The sequence below is a fragment of the Mesorhizobium sp. M0910 genome, from assembly GCF_040319465.1.
In the GTDB taxonomy this organism is placed as follows: Bacteria; Pseudomonadota; Alphaproteobacteria; order Rhizobiales; family Rhizobiaceae; genus Mesorhizobium.
On sequence record NZ_JAMYNZ010000007.1, the window covers coordinates 205,730 to 220,254 of the forward strand.

Here is a 14,525-nt window from a genome sequence, read left to right on the forward strand (position 1 = left end):
CCGTCGCATCGCCCGGCATCCCGGGCAGAACCTTCCGAAAATCCTCACGGAGCGACGGTGATCCTGCCCTGCATGTGCGGGTGAAGCCCGCAGAAATAGGCATAGTCGCCCACTTTGGTGAAGGTGAAGGCATATGTGTCACCGGTGTCAAGCGCCTTGGAGCGAAACGAGGCATCGTTGGCGACCACCAGATGCGGGATGTCGTCGTCATTCTCGAAGGTTACGGTAGTGCCCTGCTTTATCGTCAGCACCGCCGGTGTGAAGGCAAAGTTCTCGATCTTGACCATTGGCTGGTCTGCTGCGTTCAGTGGCATGGCAACCATTATCAGGATCGCCGCCACACCGAACGTGACAGGGGATACGACCAAGACGCGGGACGGGAAGCAGATCATCGCATTTCCCCTCAAGCCAGCGTGCTGTCGATGATGGCGAGGTCCTGCCCGCCTTGCTTGACTGTCACGCTGCTTGTGCCGAGCAGGCTGCGCAACTGGCCGGCAGGCACCGTCATCGGCCCGGGTGAGGCTGCGGTGCCCGGCGCCGGTTGCGGGAAAGCGGTCGAGCGCGCGGTATGAAAGGTAACGGTGCCTTCGACCTTCTGCATGATCTGGTGGATATGGCCGTTGAGTATGGTGACAGAGCCGAAGCGCTTGAGCAGGGCCAAGGCCTGCGCCGCGTCGTCGGTGCCCCAGCCCCATTCGGGATAAACAGCCCATAGCGGGATGTGGGCAAAGACGACGATTGGCGTCGAGGCGGTGACCGCCTTCAGATCATCGGCCAACCATGCCAACTGGTCGGCGCCGAGATTGCCCAGTCCTCCAGCCTTCAGGTTGACGACGTTGACCAGCCCGATGAAATGGACGCCGTTCTGGTCGAACGAATACCAGCCAGCGCCCTTGGTGCCTTTGCCGTAGCGGTCGAGATAGGCCTGGCCATTGCCGTCATCGATCAGGTCGTGCTCACCGGGCACATAATGTACGTCGAAGCCTGCGCCGCCGATGATCTGGGCAGCGTTGTCGAACTGCGCGGCTTTCGACAAATGGGTGATGTCGCCGGTGTGGATCATGAAAGCGGGCTTTTGCGGCAACGCCTGGATCTTGCCGATGGCCTCCTTCAGCGTGTCGATGGCGTGCGGGTTGGCAGCCTTGTCGAAGCCGATGTGGCTGTCGGAGATCTGAAGGAAAGTGAAGCCGGTGGCCAAGGCCTCTGCGGCTTGCGCCGCGCCGAGCAGGCTCAGCGAAACCGGCACGCCGGCCGAAATCGTCCACAGCACTCCCGTGCCGGCCCAGATCATGCATTCCAGTGCATGACGGCGGCTGATGCCGTCAGCTTCATTGTCGTGGTGGTAGGTCATACCGGTCTCCTGCAACGCCGGAAATGGCGTCTGCTTGGGAGACCAATGGGCGGGGTGGTTTATTCCGCCCGACGACCAAAAAGTCATTCACAGTGCCGTGATGGCGCAATGGCCCGATGCCAAGCCGGCGCTGGAAGGCACTGGCTCGACCACGTTCTGGCGATATCTAGTCCGGCCAGCGCAAGGCCCCGGCGGACTGCTTGCGAGCGGGTTTCATCGCATCCGCGGGCCGATCGGCAGCACTCAGCACCGCCCGCAGGCTTTCGGCGACGATCTCCGCCTCGCCGGGATGAAGATTGCATGGGTCGAGGAAGAAGTGACCGCGCTCGACCTCGTGGTTGCGCACGATGATGGGGGGCGAGCCCGCCGCCAGCGCCGAGGCAAGGCCGGCGGCGGTGAACCTGCTTTCAGGCGTAACAAACACCTGCAGGCGGTCGAGCGGATTGGCGGTCGGATCGGGAATGATATGCGCGGCGATACCAGGCAGTCCTTGCAATGCGTCTTTCCACAGATGCAGGGCGGCTTCCTCCCGCTGACGGATGCCGGCATGGTCGCGCCGCTCCCAGGCTTCCAGGGCCGCCATGGTGCCGGCAATGCTTTCCTTGCCCACCTTCATCGCCCGCGCAACGCCACGATTCTGGAGATAGGCGGCCCGCACCAGATCCTTGCGCCCCGTCACGATGCCGCTTGTCGGTCCGCTGAGGAACTTGTGCCCGCTATAGACGACGATATCGGCGCCGCGTGCGAGAAAGCCGCGCAGGTCGTATTCGGAGGCGGCGTCGACGATCACCGGCACGCCCTTGGCGTGGCAGATCTCGCAGAACTCCTCGAGCGAAAGCATGCCGTATTGCACCGTGTGATGCGCAACTACGTAGAGGCCGGCCGCGGTGCGGTCGCGGATCGCGTCGCGCACATGATAATCCTGCGTCACGCTGACCGTGCCGGCGGGTATCGTCTTCGCCCCGGCCAACCGGATCGACTGGTCGATCGGCGCGCCGTAATTGACGATGTGACCGAGCTGGACGATGACCTCCGACTTGAGGCCCTCAGTGTCGTCCGGCAGCCGCTCGATCGCAAGAAGGCTGGTTCCGGTCATCGCGCCGGCAATCGCCATGGTTATGCCGCTGGCGCAGCACGCGGTGATGAAGCCGGCCTCGCCGCCGGTGAGGCGTGCAATCACAGTACTTGCGGCGCGCTGCAGATCGTCCATCTCGACCCATTGCGAGGCGATTTCCGACATTGCGGCAATCGCTTCTGGCACGATGATCGAAGCGCCGAGCGCCGTCATCGTACCGGAAACGTTGATGATCGGGCGAAGGCCAAGCCGTTCGCGGATTGTCGTGTTGGAACGGTCAGCGGCATAGGTCGTCATCTCTGCAGATCCTGTTCGAACGATTTCAGGCGATCTCGACGACCGCCTCGATTTCAACTGTGATGTTGCCCGGCAGCGAGCCGACACCGATTGCCGAGCGGGCATGTCCGCCGATCTTATCAAAGACGGCCGCGAAAAGATCGGAACAGCCATTCACCACCTTGGGGTGCTCGCTGAATGTCGGCGTCGCATTGACAAAGCCAAGCAGCTTGACGACGCGCACGACGCGGCCGAGGTCGCCGGCCGCCGCATGCATGACCGCGAGCAGGTTCAGGCCGGTCAGACGCGCATGATCATAGGCCTCTTCAACGCTGACGTCGTCGCCGACCTTGCCGGTGCAGAGCGCGCCATCGGCGCGCAACGGCCCCTGGCCGGAGAGGAAGATCAGCCGTCCGCTCTCGGCATAGGTGACGAAGTTGGCGATGGGCTTCGGCGGCTCGGGCAGTGTCAGGCCCAATTCCGCGAGCCGGATGTAAGGCGTCATAAAAGCTCCTTGCGACAGCTTTCGCCGTCCGATGTCAAAAATGCGAGGCGCGAAATCGCGCCAGGAAGCTGCGAAGGCGTTCATTGTCGAAGCCCGCCGCCAGAATCTCGGCGGGTGGTCCGACGGCGCTGACGCCGCCGTCCGCCATGAAAACGATGCGGCTCGATGCATCGCGTGCAAAAGCCATCTCATGCGTGACCATCAGCATCGTCATGCCGTCTTCGGCGAGGCTGCGAACGACCTCGAGCACCTCGCCAACCAGTTCGGGGTCGAGCGCCGAAGTTATCTCGTCGAGAAGCAGTATCTTCGGCTCCATCGCCACGGCGCGGGCGATGCCGACGCGCTGCTGTTGGCCGCCGGACAACTCGGCCGGCAGGCTATCGGCCTTGTGGGCGAGGCCGACCCGGCCGAGCCAGTGCTCGGCAATGGTGCGGGCCTCGGCATTGCTCTTGCCGCGCACCTTGCGCAGGCCAAGCATGATGTTGCCGGCGGCAGTCAAATGCGGAAACAGATTGAAGCTCTGGAACACCATTCCGGTCTCGGCTCGCATCGCCGCCAGGTCGCGCTCGCTGCGTCGCTGGCGTGTTCCCGTCTCGCGATAGCCGACCTCCTTGCCATCGATACGGATCGAGCCGCTGTCGTAGCTCTCCAGGAAGTTGACGCAGCGCAGCAGCGTGGTCTTGCCGCTGCCGGAAGGGCCGATGACAGTCACCACCTCGCCGCGTGTCACCTTGAGACTGACCGAGCGCAGGACCTCGACGGATCCAAAGGCTTTGGAAACGTCGGAGACATCGAGAAGTGCCGGATTCTGGTGCGAGGCATTGGACATCTTGCTATTCCCGGATGAAGGAGAAACGCTGCTCCAGCCGCCGGCTGGCCAAGGAGAGGGCGTAGTTGACGGCGAAGTAGACGAGCGCACCGAGAATGTAGAGCGGCATCGCCTCATAGGTGCGGCCGATGACCTGGTTGATTGCCTGCATCAGGTCGGTGATGCCGAGCAGCGAGACCAGCGCGCTGCCCTTCACCGCGTCGGTCACGCCATTGATCCAGGGTGGCAGGAACCGCCTGAACGCCTGCGGAAAAATGACGTAGGCCAGCCGCTGACGAAAGGTCAGTCCGATCGCCATCGCCGCCTCGGACTGACCCTTGGGAATCGAGCCGACGGCGCCCCTCAGATATTCGACCACTTGTGCGGTCTTGAAGAGGGTGAGGGCGAGTACGGCCGCCCAAAAGGATTCCAGATGCAGCCCCACCGCGGGCAGGCCGTAATAGACGAAGAAGATCAGCACCAGGATCGGAATGCCGCGTATGGTGTCGCTGAAGATGCGCACTGCCCAGCGCAGCGGAGCCGGACCGTAGACAAGGCCGACGCCCATCAGCACGCCGGCGATGAGCGATAGCACCACGACCAGCAGCGACACCCACAAGGTCACGGCAAAGCCTTCGGCGAGGAACGGCAAGGCGTAAATGATCTGGCTCAGCATCTCAGCGCGCCGCCTTGAACCGGCGCTCGACCAGCCGCAACGCGAAAAGCAGCGCATAGCCGGTCAGCAGGTACATCGCCGTCACCACCAGATAGACCTCGACAATGCGGAACGTGTTGAAGTTGATCCACTGGGCGCCGTAGGTGAGCTCGGGTACCGAGATGACCGATGCCACGGACGTGTCCTTGAAGAGCGATATGAATGTGTTGGAAAGCGCCGGCAGGGTTATGCGCAGCATCGTCGGCAGGCGCACGTGGAGCAGCCTTTGCCATGGCGTCAGGCCGATTGCCTTGCCGGCGTCGAGCTGTCCGCGCGGCACCGCCTCGAGCCCCGAGCGAAACACCTCGACCAGGTAGGCGCCGCTGTATAGCGATAGCGTGGCAACAAATGAGGTTTGCGCACTGTAGGCAATGTCGACCACCGTCGGCAGGCCGTAGAAGACCAGATAGACGAGCAGGATCAGCGGCACGTTGCGGATGAACTCGACATAGGCCGCGATGATGGTCCGCACCGCACGTCCGGCCGATACGTACCAGACCGCCAGAACGAGCCCGATGACGATGCCGATCGCGATCGAGATGACGGCCAGTTCGAGGCTTAACAGCAGTCCGCCCCAGAGCTTGTCGAAATGCCGCCAGATCAGGTTGAAGTTGAGGGTATAACCCATGCATCCCCGTCATAGAGGGCTGTGATGAGAGGGGGGCGGAAGGACGTTTGTCCTTCCGCCTGCTTGCATCAGATGACCGGGAAACCGGGATGGCGGGCCGGCGGCTCCTGTCCGAAATAATCCTTGAACGCAGCGTCGTAGAGTGCCGTTTCATGGCCGAACATGGCGATGGTGAAGGTCTGGTTGACGAAGGTCAGCCAGTCGAGGTCGCCCTGCCGCAGTGCGGCGCCATAAAGCATCGAGAACCAGCTCTTGCCGGCATCGAAGTATTTGTCCGGATTGCGCGAGGCGAGCCAGCGGACCGTTGACAGATCAACCGCGGCAGCGTCGACGCGCTTGGATTCCAGGGCCTGCAGCACGTTGGCCTGCGTGTCTATCTGCATCACCTGCGACTCCGGCAGCACGATATGCACATTTGCCTCGGCATCGACGTTTTGCAGGATGGAAATCCGGGTCGCCGAACCGGCGGCAAGCAGCTTGTCGAAGGTCTTGTTTTCGGCGTTCGGAAGGGTCAGCAAGGCGATGCCTTCGACGTAGTAGGGCCTGGAGAAGTGGATCAGCTGCGAGCGCTGGGCGGTCATGGTCATGAACTGGATGGTGATGTCGACCTTGTTGGTGGTCACGTTCGGAATGCGCTGAGCCGGATCCTGCATGACGAATTCGACTTTGGTCGGGTCGTCGAAGAGCCCCTTGGCGAGAATGCGACCCATGGTGATGTCCATGCCCACCAGTTCGCCGGCGTCGTTCTCGAAATGCCAGGGCGCATTGGTGCTGCCGGTGCCGACGATCACCTTGCCGCGCTCGAGGACGGTGCGCAGCAGGCTGTCCGGCGCTGCCTGGGCCGTCGCTTTCTGAACGTCGACCGCGGTAGCGGCGCTCATCACTCCGGCCGTTGCAAGCCCGGCCATTCCCAGTTTCAGAAATTCACGTCTTTTGGATGTGTCGTTCACGGCGACCTCCTTTCGTGTTGTGTTCCCCTTTGGACCAGCGATACAGGCATCGGTTGCAACTGATGTAATTGTCTCTTACAAGAGACGCCTGTACTCTGTACAAGACAGATTAACATCAGGGATCGATAATGCAAGATGGCAATGCATTGGCCGCTCGACCGGACGTCGGACTGGACGAAGACAAGACCTCGGGCTCTCGGGAGAAGGGTCTCAACCGGGTTCTCCAGATTTTGGAGTTTCTCCACACGACCCAGCGCGCGATCGGCGTTGGCGACCTTGCCAAAGGAGTGAACGCGCCGCGTTCGACGACTTATACGCTGGTGCGCTCGCTGGTCGACGCAGGCCTGCTTGAGATGGCCGGAGACGGCAATCGGGTCTATTTCGGAAAGAAGCTTTATCTCTACGGAATGGACTATGTGCGGGGCAACGACCTGCTCAGGCGAGGGCGCCAGGAAGTCGACCATCTGTCGCGCGAGACCGGCGAGACCTCGGAGCTGTGCATGCTGCAAAGCGGCCGCTACACCATCGTCCATTCAAGCCCGGGAACGAGGCCATTCAGGATCAGTTCGGCGACGGGTCTGCAAATACCGCTTCCCTGGACAGCTTCCGGGCGGCTGCTCCTCGCCGGATTCGACAGGGCGGCGATCGAGGATATGGTCTCGGAAGACGATCTCGTGCTGCCGGACGGCCGCAGGTTGCGGCTCGACGATTTCATAGCCGACATCGCCGTCGCCAAGTCGGCCGGCTACTGCGTCACCTCGGGCCTTGTCGATGCCTATACGAAATGCCTGGCCGCGCCGGTTTTTTCAGCGCCGGGCAGGGTCGAGGCGACGATGTGCCTGGTGGTTCCGATCGATACTTCGAGGGAAAAGACCGACGATCTGATAGCGCTGTTGCGCGAGCGCGCCGCACGGCTTTCGATCGCGGCATAGCGCTTTTCCAGCAGGCCGTCGCCGGCATTCGTTCAAGCAATAATGTCTGGAATGATCTTGTCTTCCAGCGCCATCAGCCTGTCCTTCAGGAAAAGCTTCTTTTTCTTCATGCGCTGGATCTGCAGCGGGTCGCAATTCATGGCGATCATCGCATTGATGGCCGCGTCGAAATCGGCGTGTTCCTGCTTCAGCCGGGAATATTCGAGGCGGATATCCGCCTGTTCCTGATCGGACATTTTTACCGTCTGCACGTCTGCGGCGCCCAAACACTGGGCCTGATTGGGCGGGACCGGGGCCTTCTTGCACCGGCGCGCAGCCCATACCACATTTCACATTGTCGTGGAATGCTACCACGCAGCATTCGACATCGGTGCTCGATGGTGGCACACTGTCATTATGCCGTCACAGAAGCGAGCCTGCGGTGGACGTGCCTTGGCGGCTGCAATCGAGGAAACCATGAAAGGGAGAACCAATCATGTCTCTTGCATCCCATCTTGATGAGCTGCAGCGGAAACACGGCGACATCGAACGGGAAATCGACGATGCGATGGCCCATCCATCGGTAGACGACCTCGAAATCGTGAATCTCAAGCGGCGCAAGCTGGCGCTCAAGGACGAGATTGAAAAACTGAAGGCGAAACCGACGACGCACTGAAGCCCTTCCAGGACTAGAAGCGCGCGCCGCCCGGCGCGCGTCTCTTTCCGGTGGCCTATCGCTATGCTGCCGGAAACGCTCGTGGATTTGCGGCAAGCTGCCGTCTTGTCATTTTCCGATTTGCTAGGCCTGCGCGCCAGTCGCCATTGACAAGCCATCTTTGCTCCTCCACCTCATGCCCGGACCTTCAAGATTAAAGGCAGCCGGCATGACCGGATATTTTTCCTCACCCTTCCCACGCCGCAGGTCGGTCGGTGTCGATGTCGGCGGCGTGATTGTCGGCGGCGGCGCGCCGGTCGTCGTCCAGTCAATGACCAACACCGACACGGCCGATGTCGATCAGACGGTCGCACAGGTGGCGGCGCTGCATCGCGCCGGCTCCGAGATCGTGCGCATAACCGTCGATCGCGACGAAAGCGCTGCCGCCGTGCCGGCCATCCGCGAGCGGCTGGAACGACTCGGCATCGACGTGCCGCTGGTCGGCGATTTCCATTATATCGGCCACAAGCTCCTGGCCGACCACCCGGCCTGCGCCGAGGCACTGGCTAAATACCGCATCAATCCCGGCAATGTCGGCTTCAAGGACAAGAAAGACCGGCAGTTCGCCGCGATCGTCGAGATGGCGATCCGATACGACAAACCGGTGCGCATCGGCGTCAATTGGGGTTCGCTCGACCAGGAGCTGCTGACCCGGCTGATGGACGACAACCAGGCCCAGGGCTTTCCGCTGACCGCCCAGGAAGTGACGCGCGAGGCAATCGTGCGGTCGGCAATCCTGTCGGCCGAAACGGCTGAAGAGATCGGCCTTGCCCGCGAGAAAATCATCCTGTCAGCCAAGGTCAGCGGCGTGCAGGATCTGATCGCCGTCTACACCGAGCTTGCCACCCGTTCCGACCATGCGCTGCACCTCGGCTTGACGGAGGCGGGCATGGGCTCGAAAGGCATCGTCGCCTCGTCCGCGGCCATGGGTATCCTGCTTCAGCAGGGCATTGGCGACACCATCCGCATCTCGCTGACGCCGGAGCCAAACGGCGACCGCACGCGCGAGGTGCAGGTGTCGCAGGAGCTGTTGCAGACCATGGGCTTCCGGCAGTTCGTGCCGATCGTCGCCGCCTGCCCGGGCTGCGGGCGCACAACTTCGACCGTGTTCCAGGAGCTTGCCCAGAACATCCAGGCCGACCTGCGCAAGAACATGCCGGTGTGGCGCGAACAATATCCCGGCGTCGAGAACCTCAAGGTCGCGGTGATGGGTTGCATCGTCAACGGTCCGGGCGAATCCAAACACGCCGATATCGGCATTTCGCTGCCCGGCACCGGTGAGACGCCGACCGCCCCGGTGTTCGTCGACGGCAAGAAGGCGGCGACCCTGCGCGGCCCGTCGATCGCCGCGGATTTCGAGAAAATGGTTTCCGACTACATCGAACGGCGGTTTGGGCAACACGGCAAAGCCGCGGCGGAGTAGTTCGATGCGGCGTTTGCTTGGGGCGACGCTGGTTGTCATTTCCGGGCTAGGCTGGGCGGCGGCCGTCCAGGCCGATCCGCCGCGGCCCGCCAAGCAGAAGCTGATCGATCGAGTTTGCGATCTTATCGAGACGCATGCCGACCAGAACGGTCTGCCCCGGGATTTCTTTGCCCGGCTGATCTGGAAGGAGAGTCGTTTCGATCCCAACGCGGTCAGCCCCGTCGGCGCGGAGGGTATCGCCCAATTCATGCCGGGTACCGCCAAGATGCGCGGGCTCGCCAATTCGTTCGATATCGAGCAGGCTATCCCGGCCTCGGCAAAATATCTCGCCGAAATGAAGACCGGCTTTGGCAATCTGGGCCTCGCCGCAGCTGCATACAATGCCGGCGAGAGCCGGGTGACGCGCTGGCTGAATTCCGGCGGATTCCTCCCGATGGAGACCGAAAGCTACGTCCTGGACGTCATGGGCGAGCCGGCCGACAGGTTCACCGATGCCGCCTACGCCGGCGTCATCCGGCCGCTCGACAAGAAGGCGAGTTTCGCTGCCGCTTGCCGCGAGCTGCCGGTGATCATGTCCAGGACCGTGCCGATGTCGTCGATCAACATCAAGCCGTGGGGCGTGCAGGTGGCCGGCAATTTCCGTCGCGCCGCGGCGCTCAATCAGTGGCTGAGAGTGAAAAGCCGGTTCCCGGCACTGCTTGCCGGCCACGATCCGGTGGTCAGCCGGGTGCGTACCCCGATCGGCAGGCGCGGCATCTATGCCGTGCGGATCGGCGCCGATAGCAGAGCCAAGGCCGACACGATTTGCGACAAGCTGCAAAGCGTCGGCGGCGCCTGCATCGTGGTGCGCAACCGGTAAGGCCATATGTCGGTGCGTTTCTCGCCATTGCTGCCATCTTGCTCCCCGTGGGCACTTCGTCCTCGACACGTGAATCATATTTTCGGCGAACCGTTAGCCAGGTCTTGCATCGTCGTCGATGCGGGGTAAGGTCCCCGCGATTTTTCGCGAAAGGGATCAGCATGGCCGGCTTCAAGACACTGGACGACATCGGCAATATCAGCGGCAAGCGTGTGCTGGTGCGTGTCGACCTCAACGTTCCCGTCACCGAGGGCAAGGTCACCGACGCCACCCGTATCGAGCGCATTGCACCGACCATCGCCGAGCTTTCCGGCAAGGGCGCCAAGGTCATCCTGCTTGCCCATTTCGGCCGGCCCAAGGATGGACCGGTGCCCGAATTCTCGCTCGAGCCGATTGCCAGGGCGACGGCGGACGTGCTCGGCCGCCCCGTCGGCTTTGCCGCCGACTGCATCGGCGACAAGGCCGCAAATGCCGTTGCTGCCATGAACGGCGGCGACGTGCTGCTGCTCGAGAACACCCGCTTCCACAAGGGCGAGGAGAAGAACGACCCGGCCTTCACCGAAAAGCTCGCTGCTAACGGCGACATCTTCGTCAACGACGCCTTCTCTGCTGCGCACCGTGCCCATTCGTCGACAGAAGGGCTGGCGCATGTGCTGCCGGCCTTCGCTGGGCGCACCATGCAGGCCGAACTCGATGCGCTGGAAAAGGGGCTTGGCAATCCCGCCCGCCCGGTTGTCGCCATCGTCGGCGGCGCCAAAGTCTCGACCAAGATCGACCTGTTGATGAACCTGGTGAAGAAGGTCGACGCGCTGGTCATCGGCGGCGGCATGGCCAATACGTTTCTAGCGGCGCGCGGCACCGACGTCGGGAAATCCTTGTGCGAGCATGATCTCGCGACCACCGCCAAGCAGATCATGATCGAGGCGGCCGAGGCCGGCTGCGCCATCATCCTGCCCGCCGACGGCGTCGTCGCCAGGGAGTTCAGGGCCGGCGCCGCCAACGAGACCGTCGCCATAGCAGACGTGCCGGCCGACGGCATGATCCTCGATGTCGGCGCAAAAACCGTGAAGACCATTGCCGAATGGATCGACCGCGCCGCGACGCTGGTCTGGAACGGGCCGCTCGGCGCCTTCGAAATCGAGCCATTCGACCACGCAACGGTGGCGACGGCCAGGCACGCGGCAGCGCGCACCAAGGCCGGCAGACTGGTCTCGGTCGCTGGCGGCGGCGACACGGTGGCGGCGCTCAACCATGCCGGCGTCAGCGATGATTTTACTTATGTATCGACGGCCGGCGGCGCTTTCCTCGAATGGATGGAAGGCAAGCCGTTGCCCGGCGTCGACGTCTTGAAGCGCTGAGCGCGACCGCAAGAGCAGGGCGAAGGAGTGCGCCCGCGCCTTTCAATCGATTCGCGCTTGTTTGACGAAATGGTTCGACTTGAACCTGCGTGGCTCTGGTGGTCTGCTGGGCGCGGATCAATTCTTTCAGGAGAAGCACGATGAACGAACGTCTCGAGGACATTGCCGCCGCGATGGTGGCCGACGGCAAAGGCTTGCTGGCGGCCGACGAAAGCTCCGGCACCATCAAGAAACGCTTCGACGTCATCGGCGTCGAGTCGACCGCCGACAGCCGGCGCGACTATCGCGAGATGATGTTCCGCGCCAGCGAGGCAATGACCAAATACATTTCCGGCGTCATCCTCTATGACGAGACCATCCACCAGAAGGCCGCCGACGGCACGCCGCTGGTCGACATCATCAAGGCATCAGGCGCCATCCCCGGCATCAAGGTCGACGCCGGCGCCAAGCCTCTGGCCGGCTTTCCCGGCGACACCATCACCGAAGGCCTGGACGGCCTGCGCGAACGCCTCGCCGACTATTACAAGCTCGGCGCCCGCTTTGCCAAATGGCGCGCGGTGATCGACATCGATGTTTCCAAGGGCGTGCCTTCCGCCACCTCGATCGGCTCGAACGCCCATGCGCTCGCCCGTTACGCCGCACTTTGCCAGGAAGCCGGCATCGTGCCGATCGTCGAGCCGGAGGTGCTGATGGACGGTGCCCACGACATCGACACGTGCTACGAGATCAGCAAGGCGACACTGACAAAGTTGTACACCGAGCTCTATGCGGCCCGCGTCGCGCTCGAAGGCACCATCCTGAAACCGAACATGGTCCTCGCCGGCAAGAAATCGGGCAAGGTCAGCAGCCCGGAGGAAGTTGCCGAAAGGACCATAAAACTGTTCCGCGAGACGGTGCCGGCGGCGATTGGAGGCATCGCCTTCCTTTCGGGCGGACAATCGGACGAGGAGGCGACCGCCAACCTCAATGCCATCAACGCCATCGGCCCGCATCCGTGGAAGCTGACCTTCTCCTATGGCCGCGCCTTGCAGGCCGCTCCGCAGAAGGCCTGGGGCGGCAAGGCAGCGAACGTCGCCGCCGCGCAGGCCGCCTTCGCCCATCGCGCCCACATGAATCATCTGGCAGCGCTTGGACAATGGCAGCCGAAGCTTGAGCAAGCCGCCTGACCGAAGACATCTTGCGTTTCTCCCGACCCGGGCCACGTGCCCGGGTTTTTGTTTGAAAGCAGCAAGGGCTGCAATTTTCCTGCAACTGAAATGCAGCCCGGTGTCGGTATTGCTCGCTGCCGAACGTCCTCCGTGAAAAGAGGAGCAGACCTATGCCAAACAACAAGATCGTTTCGCAGGAAGACTGGTTTCAGGCGCACAAGGCGCATCTGGCGCGCGAAAAGGAATTGACGCGCTTTCGCGATCGTGTCGCCGCCGAACGCCGCGAATTGCCGTGGCTGAAGATCCGCAAGGACTACGTCTTCGAGACCGAGCAAGGGCCAAAGAAACTGCCCGACCTGTTTGGCGGCAACAGCCAGCTGATCGTCTACCATTTCATGTTCGGGCCGGGCGCCGATTATCGCTGCGAAGGCTGCTCATTCCTTGCCGATCATATCGACGGCGCCAACCAGCATCTCAGGCACCACGATGTCTCACTTGTCGTGGTAGCGCGGGCGCCATTGGCCGAATTGCTGCCCTACAAGCAGCGTATGGGATGGAAATTCGACTGGGTGTCGTCCTACGCCTCGGACTTCAACTTCGATATGCAGGTGTCATTCACGGACAAGCAGATCGCGGCCGGCGATACGACCTACAATTTCGAGCGGCGTGCGCGAAACTCGAAAGACCTTCCTGGCGCCAGCGTATTCTATCGCGACGAGAAGGGCGACATCTTCCTGACCTTCGTCTTGCGCTCCCGAGGCGGCGATCCGCTGATCGGCGCCTATCATTATCTCGACCTGACGCCGAAGGGTCGCAACGAAACCGGCCCGCATCATAGCCTCGTCGACTGGGTGCGGCTGCATGACGAGTACGAAGATCAATCCGGGACACATGACTGCTGCCATTGAGGCGACAAGGGTGCCACTGTAAGGTCGTTCACCTCCAATGCAACATGCGCTAAGTGCTGTTCGCTACGCCCTAAAAGGGACTTGCCATGCGGCGCTTTCCGACCCTTCTCACCTGGCTCGCCTTTCCGGTCTATGTCTGGCAAGGACTTGGCGTGCGTCGCCGCACCACCCGCATGCTGCCGGCACAAGGTCCGGTCATGCACGAGACATCTGGCCTGACGCCAGCAATCTCGGTTCTGGTGCTTGGCGATTCCTCCGCCGCCTCGGTAGGCATCGGCAATTCCGAAAACGGATTGGCCGCGCAACTGGCCGTTCTGATTGCGCAACGCACCGGCCGCATCGTGCGCTGGCGGTCAGCCGGCTTCAACTCGGCAACCTCCGGCCAGATCCGCGATCATGTGCTGCCCAATCTATCGGCCGATCCGTGGACGCATATCGTGCTGGCCATCGGCACCAACGACACCAAGAATTTTCATTCGGTACCGCGGTTCAAGCGCGAGTTTGGCGGCCTGCTTTACGCGCTGCGCGCCAAATGGCCGGAGGCGCGCGTCGTGTGGTCGCCGGTGCTGGAGTTCACCCGGGCGCCGGCAATGCCGCCGCTGCTCGGCAAGATTCTCGAAATCCGTGCCGTCGAAATGAACCGGATGGGCGCGCGCCTTTGCCTCGAGCGCGGCGCCATACCGGCGCCCCGCCTGCCGATCACCGATGCCGAGGCCGGCTTTGCGTCGGATGGATTTCATGCTTCGGAAGCCGGCTACCGAGCCTGGGCGGAACATCTGGTCAGCCTGGTGCTCGGCAACGAACCGGGCGTCGCGTAGCGGGCCGCCGGCACTAAAGCGCGTCGCGTTCGATTGGCCTCATCCGACGCGCTTCAGGTACTGTTTCCATGCATGTC

General features: G+C 62.5%; 17 protein-coding genes. 8 read left to right on the top strand and 9 right to left on the bottom strand.

Going from position 1 to position 14,525, the window contains the following annotated elements; genetic code table 11:
• Positions 1-44 precede the first annotated feature (44 nt).
• The 8 genes from NKH78_RS19215 to NKH78_RS19250 form a co-directional block, all read right to left on the bottom strand.
• Positions 45-392 carry a cupredoxin domain-containing protein gene (locus NKH78_RS19215; protein WP_352739617.1) on the bottom strand — a complete coding sequence of 116 codons (348 nt, stop codon included), beginning with the start codon at positions 390-392 and terminating at the stop codon, positions 45-47.
• A gap of 11 nt (positions 393-403) precedes the next feature.
• Positions 404-1,351 (bottom strand): metallophosphoesterase family protein, encoded by a 948-nt coding sequence (locus tag NKH78_RS19220; protein ID WP_352739615.1) that lies wholly within the window; start codon positions 1,349-1,351, stop codon positions 404-406.
• Between the two features lie 166 nt (positions 1,352-1,517).
• The gene (locus NKH78_RS19225) at positions 1,518-2,723 is read right to left on the bottom strand and encodes an aminotransferase class V-fold PLP-dependent enzyme (protein WP_352739613.1); all 1,206 of its coding nucleotides are present in this window, start codon (positions 2,721-2,723) and stop codon (positions 1,518-1,520) included.
• 25 nt (positions 2,724-2,748) lie between these two features.
• The gene (locus tag NKH78_RS19230; RefSeq protein ID WP_352704295.1) at positions 2,749-3,207 is read right to left on the bottom strand and encodes a RidA family protein; all 459 of its coding nucleotides are present in this window, start codon (positions 3,205-3,207) and stop codon (positions 2,749-2,751) included.
• Positions 3,208-3,241: 34 nt separating this feature from the next.
• Positions 3,242-4,036 carry an amino acid ABC transporter ATP-binding protein gene (locus NKH78_RS19235; RefSeq protein ID WP_352739611.1) on the bottom strand — a complete coding sequence of 265 codons (795 nt, stop codon included), beginning with the start codon at positions 4,034-4,036 and terminating at the stop codon, positions 3,242-3,244.
• A gap of 4 nt (positions 4,037-4,040) precedes the next feature.
• The gene (locus NKH78_RS19240; protein WP_254816526.1) at positions 4,041-4,691 is read right to left on the bottom strand and encodes an amino acid ABC transporter permease; all 651 of its coding nucleotides are present in this window, start codon (positions 4,689-4,691) and stop codon (positions 4,041-4,043) included.
• A 1-nt stretch (position 4,692) separates the two neighbouring features.
• Positions 4,693-5,358, bottom strand: coding sequence for an amino acid ABC transporter permease (locus NKH78_RS19245; RefSeq protein ID WP_254816527.1), 666 nt, complete (start codon positions 5,356-5,358; stop codon positions 4,693-4,695).
• Positions 5,359-5,426: 68 nt separating this feature from the next.
• Positions 5,427-6,308 carry a transporter substrate-binding protein gene (locus tag NKH78_RS19250; protein WP_352739609.1) on the bottom strand — a complete coding sequence of 294 codons (882 nt, stop codon included), beginning with the start codon at positions 6,306-6,308 and terminating at the stop codon, positions 5,427-5,429.
• A gap of 128 nt (positions 6,309-6,436) precedes the next feature.
• Between NKH78_RS19250 and NKH78_RS19255 the strand changes: the two genes are divergently transcribed.
• Positions 6,437-7,240 carry an IclR family transcriptional regulator gene (locus tag NKH78_RS19255; RefSeq protein ID WP_352704297.1) on the top strand — a complete coding sequence of 268 codons (804 nt, stop codon included), beginning with the start codon at positions 6,437-6,439 and terminating at the stop codon, positions 7,238-7,240.
• A 32-nt stretch (positions 7,241-7,272) separates the two neighbouring features.
• Here NKH78_RS19255 and NKH78_RS19260 read toward each other — a convergent pair whose 3' ends face one another.
• Positions 7,273-7,476 carry a YdcH family protein gene (locus NKH78_RS19260; protein ID WP_023678480.1) on the bottom strand — a complete coding sequence of 68 codons (204 nt, stop codon included), beginning with the start codon at positions 7,474-7,476 and terminating at the stop codon, positions 7,273-7,275.
• Positions 7,477-7,715: 239 nt separating this feature from the next.
• Here NKH78_RS19260 and NKH78_RS19265 point away from each other — a divergent pair, with 239 nt between their 5' ends.
• The 7 genes from NKH78_RS19265 to NKH78_RS19295 all read left to right on the top strand — a co-directional run bounded on the left by NKH78_RS19265 (position 7,716) and on the right by NKH78_RS19295 (position 14,448).
• Positions 7,716-7,895 carry a YdcH family protein gene (locus tag NKH78_RS19265; protein WP_254816530.1) on the top strand — a complete coding sequence of 60 codons (180 nt, stop codon included), beginning with the start codon at positions 7,716-7,718 and terminating at the stop codon, positions 7,893-7,895.
• A 208-nt stretch (positions 7,896-8,103) separates the two neighbouring features.
• On the top strand, positions 8,104-9,357 hold the full coding sequence (gene ispG, locus NKH78_RS19270) for a flavodoxin-dependent (E)-4-hydroxy-3-methylbut-2-enyl-diphosphate synthase (protein WP_352739607.1): 1,254 nt from the start codon (positions 8,104-8,106) through the stop codon (positions 9,355-9,357).
• 4 nt (positions 9,358-9,361) lie between these two features.
• Positions 9,362-10,216 (top strand): transglycosylase SLT domain-containing protein, encoded by an 855-nt coding sequence (locus NKH78_RS19275; RefSeq protein ID WP_352739605.1) that lies wholly within the window; start codon positions 9,362-9,364, stop codon positions 10,214-10,216.
• 161 nt (positions 10,217-10,377) lie between these two features.
• Positions 10,378-11,574 (top strand): phosphoglycerate kinase, encoded by a 1,197-nt coding sequence (locus tag NKH78_RS19280; protein ID WP_352777835.1) that lies wholly within the window; start codon positions 10,378-10,380, stop codon positions 11,572-11,574.
• Between the two features lie 140 nt (positions 11,575-11,714).
• Positions 11,715-12,740, top strand: a complete 1,026-nt coding sequence (locus NKH78_RS19285; protein WP_352739602.1) for a class I fructose-bisphosphate aldolase — start codon at positions 11,715-11,717, stop codon at positions 12,738-12,740.
• 152 nt (positions 12,741-12,892) lie between these two features.
• Complete coding sequence (locus tag NKH78_RS19290; RefSeq protein WP_254816535.1) at positions 12,893-13,630, top strand: DUF899 domain-containing protein; 738 nt, start codon at positions 12,893-12,895, stop codon at positions 13,628-13,630.
• Positions 13,631-13,716: 86 nt separating this feature from the next.
• The gene (locus NKH78_RS19295) at positions 13,717-14,448 is read left to right on the top strand and encodes an SGNH/GDSL hydrolase family protein (RefSeq protein WP_352739600.1); all 732 of its coding nucleotides are present in this window, start codon (positions 13,717-13,719) and stop codon (positions 14,446-14,448) included.
• Positions 14,449-14,525: the final 77 nt, after the last annotated feature.